Raw genomic sequence first — 19,592 nt, 5'->3', positions numbered from 1 at the left:
AGTGATCTATGGCCAACGACCAGCAGAGTGAGCACTCTGACCAGCCCGTCGACGAACTGGACGCGAGGCTGCTCCTGCTGCTCACCGACGAACCCCGTCTCGGCGTCCTCGAATGCTCCCGCCGGCTCGGTGTCGCGAGGGGCACGGTCCAGGCTCGCCTCGACCGCCTCACCGACAAAGGCGTGCTCGCCGGGTTCCCACCGGCGCTCGACCTGGCCGCGATGGGGTACGGGCTGACGGCGTTCGCGGTCGTGGAGATCGCGCAGGGACGGCGTGCGGAGGTCTGCGAGGGGCTGGCCGCGATTCCGGAGGTGTGCGAGGTGCACGCGACGACCGGGCAGGGCGACCTCTTCATGAGGATCGTCGCGAGGTCGAACGCGGACCTGCAGCGCGTGGTCGATCACGTGGTGGACGTGCCGCACGTGCGCCGCCTGTCGACTTCCATCGCCTTGTCGACTCCAGTGCCTCCACGCGTGCGGCCACTGCTGGAACGCGTGAAGGGCCGGTCACCGAAGTGACCGGCCCTTCGTACGTTTTGTGGCGTGACTACGCCGAGTACGGCACCGCGGAGATCAGCGTGACCTTCTGCTGCTTGCCGTTGGGCAGCTCGTACGAGACGGTCTCGCCGTCCTTCGCACCGTTGAGCGCCTTGCCGAGCGGTGACAGCGGGGAGTAGACCTCCATCTCGCCGTGCGCGCCCTCTTCACGGGTGGCCAGCAGGAAGGTCTCTGCCTCGTCGTCGCCCTCGTAGCGGATCGTGAGCACCGTTCCCGGCGCCGCGACACCCTTGGTGGTGGGGGCCTCGCCGACCTTCGCGGCCTGGAGCAGCTCGTGCAGCTGGCGGATGCGCGCCTCCTGCTTGCCCTGCTCCTCGCGCGCCGCGTGGTAGCCGCCGTTCTCGCGGAGGTCGCCCTCTTCGCGGCGAGCGTTGATCTCGGCAGCCATGACCGGGCGGTACGCGATCAGTTCGTCCAGCTCAGCCTTGAGCCGGTCGTAGGCCTCCTGGGTCAGCCAGGTCACCTGGGTGTCGCTCACGGTCACCAACTCCTCGTCTTGCTCTGATGCACGCGTGTGCATCAGATAGTTCCCGGGCCGAGGCTCGGAACGGAAAAACACGGCCCACGCCGGGGCCGTGCTTGAGCTGCAATAGTAACACGGAGACAACGTTCAGCGACGGCGATTTGTTCCGCATCTCGCCGTTTAAACCGCAGATCACCCGCTTGGCCGCTAGCTCGTGGACAAGTAGGCGGGAACCTGGTAGGAGCACCCGAACACCTCGCCGGTGACCGGCGGCTTCGAGGTGCGCAGAACTGTTGTCTCGACGACGACGGAATTCCCCGCGGGCACCAGAACCTCGCGTCTGCCCGCTTCGTCCCCGTCCTTGGATCGGGCCCGAATGATGCAGACAGCCGGTCGCTCCGGTTGATCTCGGGAAACCTCGAAACTGACCTTCACGCTGTCGTCGCCGAGGAGGATGAACGCCGTCTGCTTCGCCTCGATCGGCTTTGTGCCGAGATTTCGGTAACCGACGAAGGCGACCACGGCACCTACGGCCACGGCTACAGCGAGTAACAGCCAGCGCGTCCACTTGTTGAGCGGCTTGCGAGTGCTGTTGCCGTAGCGTCCCTCGGGGAGCGCGCGTTGCGACACTTTCCCGCGCCCTCCTGACTCACTGGGGAACAATGTGGCCTGACGTTCAGTTGTTGAGTGTCGCAGGACCGTTCACACAGGAGGACCACGGGGGTCATGGCCGACAAGCTGCGCCTCATGGCAGTGCACGCACATCCCGACGACGAGTCGAGCAAGGGCGCGGCCACGATGGCCCGCTACATCGCGGAAGGGCACGACGTCATGGTCGTGACCTGCACCGACGGTGGTGCGGGCAGCATTCTGAACCCGGCGATGGACAAGCCGGACGTGCTCGAGAACATCATCGAGGTCCGCCGCGAGGAGATGGCCCGCGCGGCCAAGATCCTCGGCATCCAGCACCGCTGGCTGGGCTTCAAGGACTCCGGTCTGCCCGAGGGCGACCCGAAGCCGCCGCTGCCCGAGGGCTGCTTCGCCCTGGTGCCGCTGGAGGAGTCGGTGCCGTCCCTGGTGGAGGCCATCCGCGACTTCCGCCCGCACGTCGTCGTCACCTACGACGAGAACGGTGGATACCCGCACCCGGACCACATCCGCACGCACGAGATCTCGATGGCCGCGCTGGACGCCGCCGCGGATCCCGACTTCGAGCCGTCGCTCGGCAAGCCCTGGGAGACCCCGAAGGTCTACTACGGCCACGGCTTCTCGCGCGCGAAGCTCTCCGCGTTCCACGAGGCGATGGAGGCTCGCGGTCTCGAGTCCCCGTACACCGAGTGGCTCGCGAACTGGGACGCGAACCGTCCCGACGTGATGGACCGCGTGACCACGCAGGTCGAGTGCGCCGACTACTTCGACGTGCGCGACGAGGCGTTGAAGGCGCACGCCACCCAGATCGACCCGACCAGCCGCTGGTTCGCGATCCCGCAGGACCTGCAGCGCGAGGTCTGGCCGACGGAGGAGTACGAGCTCGTTCGCTCGCAGGTCGACTCGACGCTGCCGGAGAACGACCTGTTCGCCGGAGTTAAGGTCTAGGGGTGAACCCCTGGAAAGACACCGTCGCGATCGTGGCGGTGCAGCCGTCGAACTCGAACGAGAACGACAAGGGCGGCCAGGGGGAGGACTTCGGCAAGTCCTCCCCGGTCGGCCTCGTTCTGCTGATCGTCTTCTTCATCGCCGTGTTCTTCCTCGTCAAGTCGATGAACAAGCACCTCAAGCGGGTGCCCGCGTCGTTCGACGAGCCGGCCGAGACTCCTGCCGACGCCCCGGCCGAGTCCACGGAGAAGAAGGACTAGCTCAAGCGCGTCTCGACGACGAACTCGTGCACCGCCTCGAACGCCGGCGGGTGTTCGGGCAGGTCGCTGGTCGTTCGCGCGTTCTGCAGCTCTTCCTGCCAGTGCGCGAGGTCCCGTTCCAGCCGCTCGGGTGCGGGCCGTTCCGCCACGCCCGCCAGCGCCCGGTGCTCGCCGAGGATCTTGGCCTCGATCAGCGCGGTCAGGTAGTCCGGGCCGTCGAGCTTCTCCAGCAACGTCGGCAGGTGCGCGTTCACCTCGCCGGTGCGCAGCAGGTGCACGCCGGTCAGCAGTGCGCGGAACGTGTAGAGCAGCGGCTTGATCTCGCCGGTCCGCTCGAACAGCCGCCACTGCGTCACGGCGAACCCGCGGTAGTGGTGCGCGTGCCGTGAAGTCAGACACCCCGTCGCGAGCTCGACCAGCTTCCGATGGCCGTCCGTGGTGTGCACGACGAGCGGCGAGAGCAGCTGCTCCAGCACGTAGCCGTTGGGGCGCGTGAGCAGGCGGCAGAACTTCTCCACGTCGTGCGTGACCAGGTCGATCTCGACGCCGTCGCGCACCCACATGCGTTCCTTGGTCTCCGGGCCGTGCTTCAGCCCGACGACCTCGGTGAGCGGCAGGACGTGCACGCCGCGCAGGTCCACGTCCGAGTCGCGCGACGGGAAGCCGTAGAGATGCGCGCCGGACACGGTCGCGAAGAGCAGGTCGTGCGACTGCTCGGCCACGACCTCGCCCAGGTCAGGAACCTCGTAGCTCACAACGCCCTCCTGCGCACCGAAACCAGCCAATCGTCCACCCGTGCCCGGTCCGGGTTCTCCGGCAGCGGGCCGTCGGCGTGTCGCAGCTCGTCACCGAGCCGATGAGCCCACGCCACCGCGTCGTCCCACGGCATCTCCTCGGTGCGGATCTTGAGGAGCTCGCGGTCCGCGGCGATGTCGAGCTCGCCCGTGCGCACCAGGTGCAGGCCCAGCAGTCGCAACCGCACGACGTGCATGAGCTGCTTCGGCTTGAGGTTGCGCCCCGCGCGCGACAGCTGCATCTCCGTCGCGCGCGTGTATGCCCGCACCGCGTACTGCGAAAGGAACGCGGGCAGCAGCGCCCGCAGCTCCTCTCCCAGCGGTGTCGTGATCTCGATCAGCGGGCTGACCAGGGTTTCGAGCACGGTCGGGTTCGACTTCAGCGCCAACCTGCAGAAGTGCTCGACCTCCCAGCTGAGTCGTTCCGGTTCCGGGCCCTCGATGCTCGTCTCGGGCTTGTCCAGGCGCCAGAACGCTTCCGCGGGCGCGACGAACACCCCGCGTCTGTCTACATCGGACTCCTCGGTCGCCAGCCCGTAGGCGTGCGAGCCGATGATCGCTTCGAGGATCACAGTCGTGGGTCCACCGGTTCCGACTCGAGGGCCAGCACGCCGAAGACGCATTCGTGCACGCGCCACAACGGCTCGCCGCGCGCGACGCGTTCCAGTGCCTCGATGCCCAGGGCGTACTCGCGCAACGCCAGCCCGCGCTTGCGGCCGAGACCGCGCTTGCGCAGCCGTGCGAGGTTGGCAGGCTCGGTGTAGTCCGGGCCGTAGATGATCCGCAGGTACTCGCGCCCGCGCACCTTCACGCCGGGCTGGTGGCGGCCCGTCTGGTTGTCGAGCGGCTTCACGACCATGCCCTCGCCACCGTCCGCAGTCAGCTCCTCCCACCACTTCACGCCTGCCGCGGGGTTCGCGGTGTCGACGACGAGGTGCCGAGTCTGCTGGAACAACGGGCCTTCCAGCTTGCTCAACGTCTCCAGGTGCCACAGGTGCGAACGGTCGTGGAACGTCTGTCCCTCGGCCGCGAGCAGCTGGAACGGCGCGATCCGCACGCCGTCCAGGCCGTCGGTGGGCCAGCAGTACCGCTCGTACGCCTGCCGGTACGCCTCGGCGTTGGAGGCCCGCTGACCGGTGCGCGCCAACAGTTCCGAGACGTCGACACCACGAGCGGCAGCGGCTTCCAGAGCGTCGACAGCCACCGGCAGTGCGCCGATCGCTGCAGCCCCGACCGCCGCGTACTGCTCGCGGATGAGCCCGGAAGCCTTGGCGTTCCACGGCATCAGCTCGGCGTCGATGAGCAGCCAGTCCGTCGAGAGCTCGTCGAACAACGGCTTCGCGCCTTCTCGCACGCGGTCGAGCAGCTCTGAGCCCAGTTCACCGTCGAAGAACGCCCGGCCGGTGCGCGTGTAGATCGCGCCACCTTCCTTGCGCACCAACAACACCGCACGCGACCCCATGTGCTTCTCCTCGCAGTTCACCTGCGAGACACCGGCGGCCGCGTACTCCGCGAAGGCCTCGTCGGGGTGCTCCAGCACGTCGTCGCGCTGGGACGTCGCGCACGGAGCCATCGTCGGCGGCAGGTACAGCAGGTCGTGCGGGTCGATCGCGAAGCGGCTCATCACCTCCAACGCACTCGCCGACTGCTCCGCGCGGATCGTCACCGCACCCATCACCGACGTCTCGATCCGGCGCAGACCCGTGACATCGGTCAGTGCCAACACATCCGGCTCGCGCTCGACTACGGGCGGTGGGAACGGCCACTCGTTCTCGTACCAGGCCTGGTGCGCCTTGACGGAGACGAGGTCTTTCTCCGGGTACCGCAACGCGGTCAGCTTGCCGCCGAACACCACACCCGTTTCGAGGCACATGGTGTTGTTGATCCACTCGGCCTCGGGCACCAGCACGTGCCCGTACAGCACCATCGCGGAACCGCGGTAGTCGTTCGCCCACGGCAGCCGCACCGGCAGTCCGTACTGGTCGGTCTCGCCGGTCGTGTCGCCGTACAGCGCGAAGCTGCGCACCTTCGCCGACGCGCGACCGTGGTAGCGCTCCGGCAGACCGGCGTGCGCGACGACGAGGTTTCCGCCGTCGAGGACGTAGTGCGCGACCAGGCCGTCGCAGAACTTCTCGGCCGCGCGCCGGAACTCGGGAGTCTCGTGCGCGAGCTGCTCCAGCGACTTCTCCAGCCCGTGCCGGACCGTCACCTTGTGGCCGCGCAGGGCCCGCACGAGCTTCTCCTCGTGGTTTCCGCGTACGCTCAGGGCGTGGTCGTTCGCGACCATCCCCATGACCAGTCGCAGCACGCCGGGAGTGTCCGGGCCGCGGTCCACGAGGTCGCCGACGAACATCGCCTTGCGGTTGCCCGGCGGAACCGCGTCGACAGCACGGCCTTCGTCGTCGCGGACGAGCTCGTAACCCAGCTCGACCAGCAGTTCCTCCAGCTCGGCACGGCAGCCGTGCACGTCACCGATCACGTCGAACGGGCCGGTCTCGTGCTTGAGGTCGTTGAGCAGCTTCTCGTACACGATCACCGAGGTGTCCACATCGGACTCGGAGCGCAGTACATGGACGCGCTTGAACCCCTCCTTGCCGAGGAACTTCAACGAGCGCTGCAACGCCGCCCGGTGCCGCTTCACGACGTGCGCGCCGAAGTCGCGGTCCGGTCTGGAGGCGTTGCGCTTGAGGCAGACGTCGGTCGGCGTGTCGAGCACGATCGCGACCGGCAGGACGTTGGCCTTCCTCGCGACCTCGACCAGCTTGGCGCGGTCGGGTGCCTGCACGTTGGTGGCGTCGACGACGGTGACCTTGCCGGCCTCCAGCCGCTTCGACGCGACGTAGTGCAGCACGTCGAACGCCGCCGCGGACGCCGACTGGTCGTTCTCGTCGTCGGACACGAGCCCGCGGAAGTAGTCGCTCGACAGCACCTGCGTGGGGAGGAAGTGCTTGCGCGCAAAGGTGGACTTGCCGGAACCGGAGGCGCCGATCAGCACCACCAGGCACAGGTCAGGAATCTTCAGGTCCATCAGTTCTCGTCCCCCAAGCTGAACACCGCCATCTGGGTCGGAGCACCGCGTTCGGCGTCCTCCGGCCCGATCCCCACGTACTTCACGCGGTAGCCACGTCGTTCGGCGACGCCCTCCGCCCACTGCGCGAACTCTGCCCGAGTCCACTCGAAACGGTGGTCGGAATGGCGCATCTGGCCCTCCGGCAACGTGTCGAACAGCGCGTTGTACTCGACGTTCGGCGTCGTCACCAGCACGGTCGCCGGTCGGGCCACCGCGAACACCGAGTGCTCCAGCGCGGGCAGGCGGGACGGGTCGACGTGCTCGACGACCTCCATCAGCACCGCCGCGTCGTAGCCGCTCAGTTCGTTGTCCGCGTACGTCAAAGCCGACTGCCGCAACGTGATCCGCTCGCGCTGCCGGTCGGACATGCGGTCGAGGTGCAGCTTGCGCGCGGCCTCCTGCAACGCCTTCGCGGACACGTCGACGCCGTGGATGTCGGTGAACTCCGGCTCCTTGACCAGCTCGCGCAGCAACGCGCCGCCACCGCAGCCGAGGTCGAGCACGCGCTTGGCCCGTGCTTCCTTGAGCGCCTTGATCACGGCTTCCTTGCGCTGTGTCGCAAGGGAGATCTTCGGTTCGGTGAGCGCGTTGTCCAGCTCCTCCGGCTCGACCTCGTCGACCTCGGCGAGGCGTTCCAGCGCGGACAGCACCAGCGGGCGCTTGCGGGCCAGGTACCTGGTGGTGATCAGCTCCTTGTCGGGATGCGTCGCCAGCCAGCCGTCGCCTGCCTTGAGCAGCTTGTCGACCTCGTCGGCCGCAACCCAGTAGTGCTTGCCGCCGTCGAGCACGGGCAGCAGCACGTAGAGGTGCTTCAACGCGTCGCTGAGCTTGTTCGTGCCGGTCAGCGTCACGTCGCCGTACCGCGAGTCGCTGTGCTCCTTCGTCTCGACAGTCCAGCCGAGCGGCGTGAACAGGCGTTCCGCGAGCTTGTGCGGCAGCGCGGGGATGCGGATGACCAGCGGAATCGGAGTCTGCGCGAGTTCCGGGTAGCTCTCGCTGCGGCCGTTCATCGCGGTGCGGAACACGCTGCCGAGCGCGACCGTGAGCAACGAGCCCGCCGCGTACGGGCGGTCGTTGACGTATTGGGTGAGCGTGCTGCCGGGACCTCGCACCAGCGCGATGGGGTCGACCTCGAGGAGCAGCGCGACGGTGCACTCCTCGGTCGTCGCCTTCGGGTAGAAGACGTGCGCGACGCCCGAGCTCGTCGTGAAGGACTGAGCCCGGTCCGGGTGTTTGTGCAGCAGATGACCGAGGTCGGTCGCCGGCTGGTGGGTGGTGGTCATGGTGAGCAGCACGAGGTCGAGTCTGATCGAGAGTCGTTGTTTCCGCTGCTCATTTAGTGTGGTTTGCATGACTAACCGGCTTGCGGACGCGACCAGCCCGTACCTGCTGCAACACGCTTCCAACCCGGTCGACTGGTGGCCGTGGAGTCCGGAGGCGTTCGAGGAGGCACAACGGCGGAACGTGCCGGTGCTGTTGTCGGTCGGGTACGCGGCCTGTCACTGGTGTCACGTGATGGCGCACGAGTCGTTCGAGGACGCTTCGGTTGCGGCGTATGTGAATGAGCACTTTGTCGCGGTGAAGGTTGATCGGGAGGAACGTCCTGATGTCGACGCCGTGTACATGGAGGTCACGCAGGCCATGACAGGGCACGGCGGGTGGCCGATGACGGTGTTTCTCACGCCGGATGCGCGTCCGTTCCACGCCGGGACCTACTACCCGCCGTCGCCGCGTCCCGGGATGCCTTCGTTCACGCAGCTCGTCGAGGCTGTTTCGTCTGCCTGGACGTTGAGGCCTGCCGAGGTTCTGGAGTCTGCTTCCGTTGTGGTGGAAGAGATTTCGCGTCATGCCGCGCCGCTGCCTCCCTCTGCTGTGGACGCTGACGCGTTGGCCGGCGCGGTGGTGTCGTTGCTGGGTGAGTTCGACCGGCGCAACGGCGGGTTCGGCGGTGCGCCGAAGTTTCCGCCGTCGATGGTGTGCGAGTTCCTGTTGCGCCACTACGAGCGCACGGGGTCGGTCGAGGCGTTCTCGATGGCGACTTCCACTGCCGACGCGATGGCCAACGGTGGCATGTACGACCAGCTCGGCGGTGGGTTCGCGCGGTACAGCGTCGACGCGTCGTGGGTGGTTCCGCATTTCGAGAAGATGTTGTACGACAACGCTTTGCTGCTTCGCTTCTACACGCATCTCGCTCGCGTGACGGGCTCTGAGCGCTATGCGCGGGTCGCTCGGGACACGGCTTCGTTCCTGCTGCGGGATCTGCGGACGGCCGAGGGCGGGTTCGCTGCCTCGCTGGACGCCGACACCGACGGCGTCGAGGGTCTGACGTACGTGTGGTCTTTTGAGGAGTTGGGTTCTGCCGCTGAGGCCTTTGGCGTTGGGGCGGAACCGAACTTCGAGGACGGCAAGTCGACGCTGCGGTTCGTGTCGGAGCCGGGGGAGGACGTGCGGGCTTCGTTGCTGGCTGTGCGTGCTTCTCGTCCGCAGCCTGGCCGCGACGACAAGGTGATCGCTGCGTGGAACGGCATGGCGATCGCGGCGTTGGCCGAGGCGGGGGCGTTCTTCGGGGAGCCGGCGTGGATCGTGGCGGCTTCCGAGGCGGCTTCGTTGCTGGCCTCGGTGCACCTGGTCGAGGGGCGGTTGCTGCGGACCTCGCGTGACGGGGTGGCCGGGCCGTCGTTCGGGGTCTTGGAGGACTACGGCTGCTTCGCTGACGGCTTGTTGGCGTTGCACCAGGTCACCGGCTCGATTCGGTGGCTGGACCTGGCGTGCGGTCTGTTGGACACCGCACTCTCTCGTTTCGCTGTTGCTGACTCTCCTGGCGCCTACTACGACACCGCTGACGACGCTGAATCGCTGGTTCGACGTCCGGCGGACTCGACCGACAACGCGTCGCCTTCGGGTGCGTCTTCGCTGGCCTCTGCACTGCTGACGGCTTCTCTGCTGGTTGGTGATCCTTCTCGGTATCTGACGGCTGCTGCTGAAGCCGTGACGCGCGCTGGTCTGCTCGCCGCGCGCGCACCTCGGTTCGCAGGCCACTGGCTGACCGTCGCGGAGACGTTGGTCGCGGGTCCGTTGCAGGTGGCTGTTGTTGGTGTCGACTCACCGCGTCGTGCATCGCTGTGGGCGGCGGCGGTCGCCCATGTGCCCGGTGGCGGCGTCGTCGTGGCCGGTGAACCGGGTGGGGCGCCGTTGCTGGAGGACCGCCCGCTGGTCGACGAGGCTCCGGCGGTCTACGTGTGCCGCGGCTACGTGTGCGACAGGCCCGTCGTTTCCGCAGATGCGCTGGTCACTTCGCTGTCGGCGAACACCCGCTAGCTGATTGCAGGCGTAACGTCAGTAATGACGTAATCATGTAATCAGGGGTGGTTGAAATGGGACGTGGATGGCGAGGACGAGGCGGCTGGCAGCAGGCTGACCTGCCGTCGGCCGACGACGCGGCGGCGTGGTTCGCGGGCAGGCTGCCCGACGGCTGGTTCACCGGCGCTGTCGAAGTGATCGTGGACCGCGAGGAGATCACGGTCATCGGCACGCTGCCTTCGTTGGAGGGCGAGTTCGACGACGCCTCGCGCGCCGCGGCCGAGTCGGGCCGCATCTCCCGGTGGCGCGAGGAGACGCGGGACGCGCGCATCGAGATCGCCCGCCAGGCCGAGCACCGCTACGCCCGCAAGGTCGCCTGGGGTGCCGTCCAGGGTTCGACGCGCGAGCTGTTCACGCACCTCGCCGTGCCGGTGATGACGCGCCTGCGCCAGCCGGAACGCCAGGTGCTCGACACGCTCGTCGCCGCCGGTGTCGCCCGCTCCCGCGCGGACGCCCTGGCGTGGGCCGTGCGTCTCGTGGGCGAGCACGCGGACTCGTGGCTGGGCGAGCTGCGCGATGCGATGTCGAAGGTCGACGATCTTCGTTCGCAGGGTCCGGATCTGTCGTAACCTGCGCGGCGTGGAGCTGACTGAGATCGCCTCGGCCGTTGTTCGTCTCGAACCCGGTGCGTTCGAGAAGTTTCTGGAAGAGGCCCAGGGCCGCTCGTCCGACGAACTGTCGGCGGCGGCCCTGGTTCTTTCCGCGTCCGACGACGTCCAGGTGAACTGCCTGCTAGGCAACCTCCTCTACTACGTCGGTGCCACACCGGCCCTGGAACCTCTGGTGCAGCGGGTTTTGGACGCGTTGACCCGCGGCGAGTTCGAGGAGTGGGAGCCCGCTCTGCTGCTGCCGATGCAGGACGAGGACGTTCGTCACGGCCTGCCGCAGCGCGACCGCCTGTTGTCTCTCGTGCCTTCGGATTCGTGGCTGTTCGGCCTGTTGCAGGTGGTGGACCTCGAAACGCTGGTGGTGCTGCACCCGTTGAGCGGCAAGGGTTTCGAGGTGACGATCGGCGGTCTCGGCGACAACGCCCAGTTCCACACGCTGCTCGGCTACCGCCTGGTTCCCGCGTTTCTGGAGGGCGAACCGCCTCAGCAAGCCTGGGTGGAGGCCGCTTCCGTCGGCCCCGACCTGGAGCCCGAGGGCGGAATTCAGGGCCAGTTCGAGCTTTCCGACGCGTTCGGCGAAACGATCTGGAACGAGGGCCGCCCAGCCGACATCCCGTTGCTGGACGGCGTTCGCGTGGTCGTGCTGGGCACACCGGCCTACGTGCGGTTGTGGAACGCGGGCCGCCTCTACCCGATGATGACGCCGATGGTCGACGTCACGCGCGAGCTTTCGCCGGACGAGGTCGCTTCGTGGCTGGCAAAGGTGAAGTCGTGACTTTTGCTCGTGAGGCTCGCCGGGTGCGAGACGAGTCGTTGCCGATGAGCACCCGCGTGATCGGGCTTCGCGCCTGTCTGCAGCACTACAAGCCGATCGGGTTCGACGCGTCGTTCAGCTTCCTCGAGTCGTTGGTGGGCAACCTGCGAAAGGACCCCGCCGCGTTGCTGCTGGCGTTGGACCTGCTGACCGCGAGCCACGCGGCCTGGCAGGCGGAACTCCACGCGTACGGGTTGCTTCGCCGTCGTGCCAAGTTGCTCGGCTACCGCGTGCCGCACCCGTCGGCGCCGAACCCGAACCGTCCGTCGCATTGGTACGGCGCTCGGCGCGAGGCCGCGTTCCACGCCGTGTGGTTCTGGTACTCCAAGGGCGCTTCCGACGATGTGGACGTGCACGCTCTAGCTGCTGCGCTGGTGCACCGCGGCCGGTTCACGGCTGTGCAGCGGGAGATGCTCCTTGAAGTGCGGCCGAACTCGTGGGACTCGAAGGTTGTGCTGCAGCAGATGGCTGTGGTGGCCGGCGAAGCCCGATGACGCACCCGAGTGCGACCGTGGCGGCCCCCAGGGCGGACACCAACGTGAGTTGCTGAGCGCCCAACAACACGGACGTCACCAGCCCGGACACCGGCATCAGCCCGATGAGCACGCCGGCGCGGTCTGACCCGAGGCGGTTCACGGCGAAGTACCAAAGCCCGAACGCCAATGCGGTCACCACCACGGCCAGCAACGTCAGTGCGAAGACCTGCCGGGTGTCGGGCATCTGCCAGCCGCCGAAGAACGTGCCGAGCACCGCCCCGATCGCCGCCGCCAACAGGCAGGTCCAAGTGGCCACGCCCAGCACGCCGAGCCGTCGCACGACCCCGACGGCGAACAACGTGAAGCACACCTCGCCGGCCATGGTCAGCAGTGCCAGCGCGAGACCCGGACCGTGCCACGAACCGCCGCCGGACAACAGCACGATGCCCGCTGCCACCACCACCGCGCCGACCACGGCGGACGTGGTGCGTTGGCGTGAGAGCAGCGCCAGGGCGATCGGGGCGCCACCCATCACGGCGGCGACGAAGCCCGGTTCGGCGTACTGCTGGGCGGCGAGCAGGACGGCGTTGAAGCCGAGCATGCCCGTGGCGACTACGCCCAGCAACGGCGGGATGTCGCGCCACGACGGCATGGGCAGACGGCGTGCCACGAGCAGCAGCACGGCAGCGCCCAGCAGGTAGCGCATGGCCTGGCCGGTCAGGACCGGGTAGCCCTCCAGCATTCCCGTCACCGGAACCGACGCGCCGACGATCGTTGCCGCTGTCGCTCCCGCGGCCACCCCGATTTTCATGACTGAAAGCCTTGCGCCGAACTGGTCCAGGTTTAAGCTCCACTTCGATGACTACGAACTGGACCACTTTTCGCGAGCTGCTGTTGCCGGGGCATCAGCGGCGGCGCGGGGTGGAGGTCGAGCTGCGTCGGGCGATCCGGGACGGACGGCTCACTCCGGGCACGCGGCTGCCGTCGAGCCGGGACCTCGCGGCGCAGCTCGGGGTGGCGCGAGGGACGGTCACGTCGGCCTACACGCAGCTGCTCGCGGAGGGTTTTCTCACCAGTCGGCGAGGTTCTGGGACGACGGTGGCGAGCCTCGGGCCTGCCGCGGAGTGCGGCGTGCCGGAGCCGCCGCAGAGGTGGCGGTTCAACCTGCGTCCCGGGCTGCCGGCGCTCGGCGCGTTTCCCCGTGCGGAGTGGGTCGCTGCGCATCGGGCGGCGCTCGCGGAGCTGCCGGACGACGATCTCGCGTATCCCGATCCGGCCGGATTCGTGGGGCTGCGCAAGGAGATCGTGGACTACCTGGCGCGGGTGCGGGCGGTGGTCGCCAGGGACGCGGTGATCACCAACGGTGCGGCGGACGGGCTGCAGCTGACGGCGCGGCTGCTCAACGGCAGCATCGCGATCGAGGAACCCAGTCACTTCGGCGGCGAGCACATGTTGCAGTCGCACGGGCTCACCACCGTGCCGATTCCGGTGGACGACAAAGGTCTTCGGGTCGACCTGCTGTCCAAAACGGACTGTCGAGCGGTTCTGGTCACTGCGGCGCACCAGTTTCCGTTGGGCGTGGTGCTGCATCCGGAACGCCGGCGGGCGCTGGTGGAGTGGGCGCGCTCCTGCGACGGGCTGATCATCGAGGACGACTACGACGCCGAGCACCGGTACGACAGGCCTGCTCTGGGAGCGTTGCAGGCGTTGGCGCCGGAGCACGTGGTGTACCAGGGGACGACGAGCAAGGTGCTGGCGCCGGCGTTGCGGCTCGGGTGGCTGGTGGTGCCCGAACGGTTGCGCGAGGGCATCGTGAACCGCAAGAAGTACAACGACATGGGCACCGCGACGATCCCGCAGGCGGCGTTCGCGCACATGTTGCGGACGGGTGGCTACGACCGGCATCTGCGGCGTACGCGCGCGCTCTACCGGAAGCGTCGCGACGCGCTGTTGGACGCCGTGGCGGAGTACCTGCCCGCGTGGCAGCCCATCGGCGTTGCGGCCGGCCTGCACGTCGTGTTGCGCATGCCGGACGGGACCGACGACCTTGCCCTGAAGGACAGGCTTGAGGAGCGTGGAGTGCACGTGTGGGCGTTGGCGCAGTACACGCGCACGCCCATGTGGCCGGGGCTCGTGCTCGGCTACGCGGCCCTAACGCCGGACCGCCTGCGGGAGGCGGTCCGGGAGATCGCGGCTGCTTAGAGGATGTGCTCGCGCAGGGTCTCGACCTCGGAGCCCAGGATGTGCTCGCGGTCCTGGCCCGCGGCCGGTCCGGTGAGTGCGGCGACGGCGGCGACGAGCAGGGCAGCAGCGATGATCTTGAAAGCACGCATGGCGTGGTAAACCCCCAGGCAGAACGGTTGTCGCAGCCAGCCTAGCGGGCGACTCCAGAAATTGTCAGTGCTCGGGTGCACCATTGGACCCGTGCTTCTCTCCGAAGTAGTCGACACGTCGGCCGCAGTGGCGGCGACCCGGTCGCGCCTGGCCAAGGTCAAGGCGCTGTCGGCGTTGCTGCGCGCGGCCTCGGCCGACGTCGTGATCGCGGTGGTGTCGTTTCTCATCGGCACCCCGCGTCAGGGCCGCATCGGCGCGGGCTGGCGCACCGTCTTCGACCTGTCGGTGCCGCCGGTCGACCAGGCCTCGCTCACGGTCGCCGAGGTCGACGCGGCGCTCGCTGCGGTGGCCGCGACGTCCGGCAAGGGCTCGGCGCAGCGCCGGGTCGACCTGCTGGTGGCGCTGTTCGGCCGTGCCACGGCAGCCGAGCAGGACTTCTTGCGTCGCCTGCTCACCGGCGAGCTGCGCCAGGGCGCGCTGGAAGGCGTGATGCTGGACGCCATCGCCTCGGCCGCGGACGTGCCGGGCGAGACGGTGCGGCGCGCGTTCATGCTGTCCGGCCGATTACCGGAGACGGCCGTGGCCGCGCTGGCCGGCGGTGCCTCGGAGCTGGAGTCGTTCCGGCTGGAGGTGGGCCGCCCGCTGCGCCCCATGCTGGCCTCCCCGGCGGAGTCGCTGGACGAGGCGCTGTCCGAGCTCGGCAGCTGCGTGGTGGAGCACAAGCTCGACGGCGCGCGCATCCAGGTGCACCGCTCGGGCGACGACGTCCGCATCTTCACCCGCACGTTGCGCGAGATCACCAAGACCGTGCCCGAACTGGTCGAGCTGGTGCGCGGTCTCCCGTGCACGTCGGTGGTGCTCGACGGCGAGACCCTGGCGCTGACCGACGAGGGGAGACCCCGCCCGTTCCAGGAGACGATGAGCCGGTTCGGCGCGCAGGACGAGCGCGAGCTGCTCCTGCACCCGTACTTCTTCGACTGCCTGCACCTCGACGGCAAGGACCTGCTCGACGAACCGCTGCGCGACCGCCTGGCAGCCCTGCGCCAGGTGGCGGGCGAGCACGTCATCCCAGGCGTGCTGGACCCGTCGCCCTCCGAGGCCGCCGCCGTGGTCACGGCAGCGCTCTCAGCGGGCAATGAAGGCGTCATGGTGAAGTCGCTGGCCTCGCCCTATGCGGCAGGCCGTCGCGGCCGCGCCTGGCAGAAGGTGAAGCCGGTCCACACGCTCGACCTGGTCGTGCTCGGCGTCGAATGGGGCAGCGGCCGCCGCCGAGGCTGGCTGTCGAACCTCCACCTCGGCGCCCGCGACCCGGACGGCGGCCCGCCGGTGATGGTCGGCAAGACCTTCAAGGGCCTCACCGACGAACTGCTCACCTGGCAGACCAAGGCCCTGCAGGAGATCGCGACCGAGCAAAGCGACTGGGTGGTCATGGTCCGCCCGGAGCTCGTGATCGAGATCGAGCTGGACGGCGTACAGGTCTCGCAGCGCTACCCGGGCGGCGTCGCACTGCGTTTCGCCCGCGTCGTGCGCTACCGCCCGGACAAGGACCCGTCAGAAGCGACGACGATCGAGGAGGTGCGGGCACTTCTGCCCACCGCACAACCGAATCCCGAGCCCTGACGCCAGTAGGTTCGTGGCATGGGGGAATTCGGCTGGACGTATCCGGTGCCCGACGACTTCGATCACCACTATCCCGACGCGTCGAAGTGGCTCTACGACGACCGGGTCCTGGTCACGCTGGACGTCGGCACGATGGTTCGGACCGCGATGCCGGCCGTACTGGACACCGGGCAGCCGGTGACGCTGGGTGTCTGGGTGGCCGTCTACGACGAGGATCGCTGGGTCTACTCGCGGTTCGAAGGCGACTGGGGCGGATTCACCTTCCGCGGTGTCCTCGTGAACGCACCCGAGCCGTGGCCGGAGGTGTTCGGAGCCCCAGTCGTCGTCGAGGCGACGACCGGACCAGCGCTGGCTCGCGTGATCAGCTCCGAGCACGAGGTGCTCCAACGCGTTCTCACCGGCGAAAATCGCGTGCGGCTCCCCGGATCCGGCCAATAGCGTCGCCTCCATGACCGAGCCCGGGGGAACCGCCTGCTACTGCTGCGGCGAGGTGCTGGACCCGAACAACCTCGCGTGGGACTTCCACCTGCCCGACGACCTCGCCGACCTGTCCGCCGACGACAGGGCGGCCAGGATCGTCTTCGAGAGCCGGGTCTTCATCGTCGCCGAAGGCTTCGGCACCGCGGCTCGGGTCATCCTGCCGATCGGCCTCGACACCGGCCACACCGTCACGCTCGGCGTCTGGGTGGCGCCCGACGATCCGGAGACGATGGCCAACACCGCGCAGGAAGGCGGTGACGCCTGGGTCGGCTACACGTTCACCGGCACGTTGCTGAACGCCGTGCGCCCGTGGCCCGAGACGAGCCACACCGAGATCACCGCGCGCGGCTTCGTGGACCGCGAACTGGCCCGCGTGGTCGAGGCCGAGGACCCGACGCTGAAGCGCGTGCTGACCGAGAAGTGGCCGCACCGCCTGATCGTGGACGCCCGCCACGGCTGAAAATCGCGTGCGGCCCACAAGCACCCACCAATAGCGTCAAACCAATGACCGACGCTGCCGCGCTGCTTCGCGCCTTCGACGACCAAGCCCGCTCCGCCGAGTGGACCTTCCCCGACCCCGACGCCACGGTCGACCGGGACGGGCCCGTGTTCCGCGTGTCCTGGCCCAAGAGGCAAGGTTTCGTCGCCGGACCGCCGAACCTCGCCATCGACGGCACCGAGCTCGACGAGGTCATCGCCCGGCAACGCGACTTCTTCGCCGCGCGCGACCAGAGCGTCGAGTGGAAGACGTGGAGCCATGACAAACCCGCGGATCTGCCGCAGCGGCTGACGGCCGCCGGGTTCGAGCACGACGCAACGGAAACCGTGCTCATCGGGCTCGCCGCGGAGATGGTCACGCCCGTCGACCTCGACGGGATCGTCCTGCGCGAGACCAGGGACCCCGAGGACATCCGCAGGGCGATGGTGTCGTCGGACGAGGCGTTCGGCAAGGACGTCAGCCGGTACATGATCCCGTTCCTGAACGACAGGAAGGACAATCCGAACACCGTCATCGTCGTGGCGGAGGCTGACGGTCGGATCGTGTCGTCCGCGCGGCTCGAGGTCGTGGCGGGAACGGAGTTCGGCGGCCTCTGGGGAGGCAGCACGCTCGCGGAGTACCGCGGCCGAGGCATCTACCGCGCGCTCATCGCCCACAGGGCCCAGGTCGCGCTCAGTCGTGGCGTGAAGTATCTGCAGGTCGACGCCTCCGAGGACAGCCGGCCGATCCTGGAGCGGCTGGGGTTCGTCAAGGTCACCACGACCTCGGGCTACGTCTGGAAGCCGCGGTGAAGCGAGTCTTCCTCGACCCGGACGGGACCGAACACGACTGGCTGTACGTGGTTGTGCGCGCGCAGACAGGGGTCGCGTACGAGCAGCAGTACGGCGGCACGGCGAATCGGCTCGGCGAGGTCGAGGGCTATCTCGTGCCTGTCTAGGACCGGGTCGAGTTGGCAGAGCTGCGTGTGGCGCATCCAAGATCTCGAGTTGTCCACAGATTGCAGCGCTCTGACCTGCGGCGACGCTCAGCCCGGTAACCTGTGGACAGCCGGGGAACCCAAAACGCGGTTCCTTCGTTCCGCAAAAGGAGGAAGCGCGGGGGCGGGGTCGGTCGGGCTGAGGCCAGGTGGGTTCGACCTCATGAGGTGGGCCGCCGGGCCGTCGCCTCGGTCAGGTTCGGGCTGAATGCCCAAGTGAGACGGTGCGGGTATCGTGGAAGCACGTGCGGTTCATCGAAGGGCATCGACCCTCTTACGATCTGACCTACGACGACGTTTTCCTCATTCCCGGCCGCAGCGCCGTGGAGTCGCGGTTCGGCGTTGATCTGTCCACCTCGGACGGCACGGGAGCCACGATCCCGATCGTCGTCGCGAACATGACGGCCGTTGCGGGGCGGCGGATGGCGGAGACCATCGCGCGGCGTGGCGGGCTCGTCGTCATCCCGCAGGACGTGCCCACCGAGGCCGTCGCGGAGATCATCGCGTGGGTCAAGGAGCGGCATCCGGTCTGGGACACCCCGCTGACGCTCACCACGGGCGACGCGGTGGCGGACGCGTGGAACCTGCTGCACAAGCGGGCCCACGGCGCGGTGATCGTCGTCGACGAGGGCAACAGGCCCATCGGGGTCGTCGACGAGGCGGCGCTCACGGGGGTCGACCGGTTCGCGCGCCTCGGTGACGTCATGAACACCGACATCCTGCAGCTGCCCCTCAACAGCAAGCCGCAGGACGTGTTCGACCAGCTCCACCACAGCACGCACAAGATCGCGCTCGGCATCGACGACGAGCAACGGCTCGCGGGGGTGCTGACCGAGCTCACGGCGCTGCGGGCCGAGATCTACCAGCCCGCCACCGACGACGCCGGGCAGCTGCGGATCGCGGCCGCGGTCGGGGTGAACGGCGACGTCAAGGCCAAGGCGGAGGCGCTGATCAAGGCCGGGGTGGACGTGCTGGTCGTGGACACGGCGCACGGGCACCAGGAGAAGATGATCACCGCGCTGAAGGCCGTCAAGGAGGCGAACCCGAGCGTGCCGGTCGCGGCGGGCAACGTCGTCACCGCTGAGGGCGTGCGGGATCTGGTCGCGGCGGGCGCGGACATCATCAAGGTCGGCGTCGGGCCGGGCGCGATGTGCACCACGCGCATGATGACCGGGGTCGGGCGGCCGCAGTTCAGCGCCGTCGCGGAGTGCGCGGCAGAGGCGCGGAAGCTCGGCAAGCACGTGTGGGCCGACGGGGGTGTGCGGCACCCGCGCGACGTGGCGTTGGCGCTAGCGGCCGGGGCCAGCAGCGTGATGGTCGGCAGCTGGTTCGCCGGCACCTACGAGTCGCCCGGTGACCTGCAGCGCGACGAGCGTGGAAACCTCTACAAAGAATCCTTCGGAATGGCGTCGAAGCGCGCTGTGACGGCGAGGACGCGCAGCGACAACGCGTTCGACCGGGCCAAGAAGGGGCTGTTCGAAGAAGGCATCTCGACTTCGAAAATGCGCTTGGACCCGACCCGTCCCAGCGTGGAGGATCTGCTGGATGCGATTACCTCCGGCGTGCGCTCGGCCTGCACGTATGCCGGTGCGAACTCGCTGGAGGAATTCCACGACAAGGCGGTTCTCGGCATCCAGTCGGCGGCTGGGTTCGCGGAGGGACGGCCACTGCCAGGGGGATGGTGA

At 68.4% G+C, this 19,592-nt stretch carries 22 protein-coding genes; 14 read left to right on the top strand and 8 right to left on the bottom strand.

The window, feature by feature from the left end; genetic code table 11:
* Positions 1-8 precede the first annotated feature (8 nt).
* The gene (locus AB0M24_RS32670) at positions 9-518 is read left to right on the top strand and encodes an Lrp/AsnC ligand binding domain-containing protein (protein WP_363776734.1); all 510 of its coding nucleotides are present in this window, start codon (positions 9-11) and stop codon (positions 516-518) included.
* Positions 519-546: 28 nt separating this feature from the next.
* Here AB0M24_RS32670 and greA read toward each other — a convergent pair whose 3' ends face one another.
* Both greA and AB0M24_RS32660 read right to left on the bottom strand, forming a co-directional pair.
* Positions 547-1,041: a transcription elongation factor GreA gene (gene greA, locus AB0M24_RS32665; RefSeq protein ID WP_363776731.1), complete on the bottom strand. Its 495-nt coding sequence runs from the start codon at positions 1,039-1,041 to the stop codon at positions 547-549.
* Between the two features lie 186 nt (positions 1,042-1,227).
* Positions 1,228-1,650 carry a DUF4307 domain-containing protein gene (locus AB0M24_RS32660; protein WP_363776728.1) on the bottom strand — a complete coding sequence of 141 codons (423 nt, stop codon included), beginning with the start codon at positions 1,648-1,650 and terminating at the stop codon, positions 1,228-1,230.
* A gap of 96 nt (positions 1,651-1,746) precedes the next feature.
* On the opposite strand from AB0M24_RS32660, the gene mca reads away from it, so the two are divergent.
* Both mca and AB0M24_RS32650 read left to right on the top strand, forming a co-directional pair.
* Entirely contained in the window at positions 1,747-2,616 is an 870-nt protein-coding gene (mca, locus tag AB0M24_RS32655; protein WP_363776725.1) for a mycothiol conjugate amidase Mca, read from the top strand.
* 29 nt (positions 2,617-2,645) lie between these two features.
* Complete coding sequence (locus AB0M24_RS32650) at positions 2,646-2,876, top strand: hypothetical protein (RefSeq protein ID WP_363776986.1); 231 nt, start codon at positions 2,646-2,648, stop codon at positions 2,874-2,876.
* Here AB0M24_RS32650 and AB0M24_RS32645 read toward each other — a convergent pair.
* The 4 genes from AB0M24_RS32645 to AB0M24_RS32630 are packed head-to-tail and all read right to left on the bottom strand — an operon-like array spanning position 2,873 to position 8,035.
* Positions 2,873-3,631, bottom strand: a complete 759-nt coding sequence (locus tag AB0M24_RS32645; RefSeq protein ID WP_363776722.1) for a nucleotidyltransferase domain-containing protein — start codon at positions 3,629-3,631, stop codon at positions 2,873-2,875. The two genes, AB0M24_RS32650 and AB0M24_RS32645, sit on opposite strands and share 4 nt — an antisense overlap.
* Positions 3,628-4,242: a nucleotidyltransferase domain-containing protein gene (locus AB0M24_RS32640; RefSeq protein ID WP_363776719.1), complete on the bottom strand. Its 615-nt coding sequence runs from the start codon at positions 4,240-4,242 to the stop codon at positions 3,628-3,630. The genes AB0M24_RS32645 and AB0M24_RS32640 overlap by 4 nt, the downstream gene beginning before the upstream one ends.
* Positions 4,239-6,698 carry a polynucleotide kinase-phosphatase gene (locus tag AB0M24_RS32635; RefSeq protein ID WP_363776716.1) on the bottom strand — a complete coding sequence of 820 codons (2,460 nt, stop codon included), beginning with the start codon at positions 6,696-6,698 and terminating at the stop codon, positions 4,239-4,241. The genes AB0M24_RS32640 and AB0M24_RS32635 overlap by 4 nt, the downstream gene beginning before the upstream one ends.
* Positions 6,698-8,035: a 3' terminal RNA ribose 2'-O-methyltransferase Hen1 gene (locus tag AB0M24_RS32630; protein WP_363776713.1), complete on the bottom strand. Its 1,338-nt coding sequence runs from the start codon at positions 8,033-8,035 to the stop codon at positions 6,698-6,700. The genes AB0M24_RS32635 and AB0M24_RS32630 overlap by 1 nt, the downstream gene beginning before the upstream one ends.
* Before the next feature lie 55 nt (positions 8,036-8,090).
* Here AB0M24_RS32630 and AB0M24_RS32625 point away from each other — a divergent pair, with 55 nt between their 5' ends.
* The 4 genes from AB0M24_RS32625 to AB0M24_RS32610 are packed head-to-tail and all read left to right on the top strand — an operon-like array spanning position 8,091 to position 12,016.
* Entirely contained in the window at positions 8,091-10,058 is a 1,968-nt protein-coding gene (locus AB0M24_RS32625) for a thioredoxin domain-containing protein (protein ID WP_363776710.1), read from the top strand.
* Positions 10,059-10,114: 56 nt separating this feature from the next.
* The gene (locus AB0M24_RS32620) at positions 10,115-10,669 is read left to right on the top strand and encodes a hypothetical protein (protein ID WP_363776707.1); all 555 of its coding nucleotides are present in this window, start codon (positions 10,115-10,117) and stop codon (positions 10,667-10,669) included.
* Between the two features lie 10 nt (positions 10,670-10,679).
* The gene (locus AB0M24_RS32615) at positions 10,680-11,483 is read left to right on the top strand and encodes a hypothetical protein (protein ID WP_363776704.1); all 804 of its coding nucleotides are present in this window, start codon (positions 10,680-10,682) and stop codon (positions 11,481-11,483) included.
* A complete protein-coding gene (locus AB0M24_RS32610) occupies positions 11,480-12,016 on the top strand; it encodes a hypothetical protein (RefSeq protein WP_363776701.1) in 537 nt (178 codons plus the stop codon). The genes AB0M24_RS32615 and AB0M24_RS32610 overlap by 4 nt, the downstream gene beginning before the upstream one ends.
* Here the strand turns inward: AB0M24_RS32610 and AB0M24_RS32605 are convergent.
* Positions 11,913-12,809 carry a DMT family transporter gene (locus AB0M24_RS32605; protein ID WP_363776698.1) on the bottom strand — a complete coding sequence of 299 codons (897 nt, stop codon included), beginning with the start codon at positions 12,807-12,809 and terminating at the stop codon, positions 11,913-11,915. The genes AB0M24_RS32610 and AB0M24_RS32605 overlap by 104 nt on opposite strands.
* Positions 12,810-12,856: 47 nt before the next feature.
* On the opposite strand from AB0M24_RS32605, the gene AB0M24_RS32600 reads away from it, so the two are divergent.
* Complete coding sequence (locus tag AB0M24_RS32600) at positions 12,857-14,200, top strand: PLP-dependent aminotransferase family protein (protein ID WP_363776696.1); 1,344 nt, start codon at positions 12,857-12,859, stop codon at positions 14,198-14,200.
* On the opposite strand, the gene AB0M24_RS32595 is transcribed toward AB0M24_RS32600, so the two are convergent.
* Positions 14,197-14,331, bottom strand: a complete 135-nt coding sequence (locus tag AB0M24_RS32595; RefSeq protein ID WP_363776693.1) for a hypothetical protein — start codon at positions 14,329-14,331, stop codon at positions 14,197-14,199. The two genes, AB0M24_RS32600 and AB0M24_RS32595, sit on opposite strands and share 4 nt — an antisense overlap.
* A 91-nt stretch (positions 14,332-14,422) precedes the next feature.
* On the opposite strand from AB0M24_RS32595, the gene AB0M24_RS32590 reads away from it, so the two are divergent.
* From AB0M24_RS32590 to AB0M24_RS32565, 6 genes are all read left to right on the top strand, one after another.
* Positions 14,423-15,952: an ATP-dependent DNA ligase gene (locus tag AB0M24_RS32590; protein WP_363776690.1), complete on the top strand. Its 1,530-nt coding sequence runs from the start codon at positions 14,423-14,425 to the stop codon at positions 15,950-15,952.
* A gap of 18 nt (positions 15,953-15,970) precedes the next feature.
* A complete protein-coding gene (locus AB0M24_RS32585; RefSeq protein WP_363776687.1) occupies positions 15,971-16,390 on the top strand; it encodes a hypothetical protein in 420 nt (139 codons plus the stop codon).
* A gap of 10 nt (positions 16,391-16,400) precedes the next feature.
* Positions 16,401-16,892 (top strand): hypothetical protein, encoded by a 492-nt coding sequence (locus AB0M24_RS32580; RefSeq protein WP_363776684.1) that lies wholly within the window; start codon positions 16,401-16,403, stop codon positions 16,890-16,892.
* A 44-nt stretch (positions 16,893-16,936) separates the two neighbouring features.
* Positions 16,937-17,722 (top strand): GNAT family N-acetyltransferase, encoded by a 786-nt coding sequence (locus AB0M24_RS32575; RefSeq protein ID WP_363776681.1) that lies wholly within the window; start codon positions 16,937-16,939, stop codon positions 17,720-17,722.
* On the top strand, positions 17,719-17,868 hold the full coding sequence (locus AB0M24_RS32570) for a DUF6210 family protein (RefSeq protein WP_363776678.1): 150 nt from the start codon (positions 17,719-17,721) through the stop codon (positions 17,866-17,868). The genes AB0M24_RS32575 and AB0M24_RS32570 overlap by 4 nt, the downstream gene beginning before the upstream one ends.
* 284 nt (positions 17,869-18,152) lie before the next feature.
* Complete coding sequence (locus AB0M24_RS32565) at positions 18,153-19,592, top strand: GuaB1 family IMP dehydrogenase-related protein (RefSeq protein ID WP_363776675.1); 1,440 nt, start codon at positions 18,153-18,155, stop codon at positions 19,590-19,592.

Origin of the sequence: Lentzea sp. NPDC051838, assembly GCF_040681245.1 — a bacterium.
Classification (GTDB): Bacteria; Actinomycetota; Actinomycetes; order Mycobacteriales; family Pseudonocardiaceae; genus Lentzea.
Note: the sequence above shows the minus strand (reverse complement) of the source record. Positions and strands in the feature narration are given on the sequence as shown.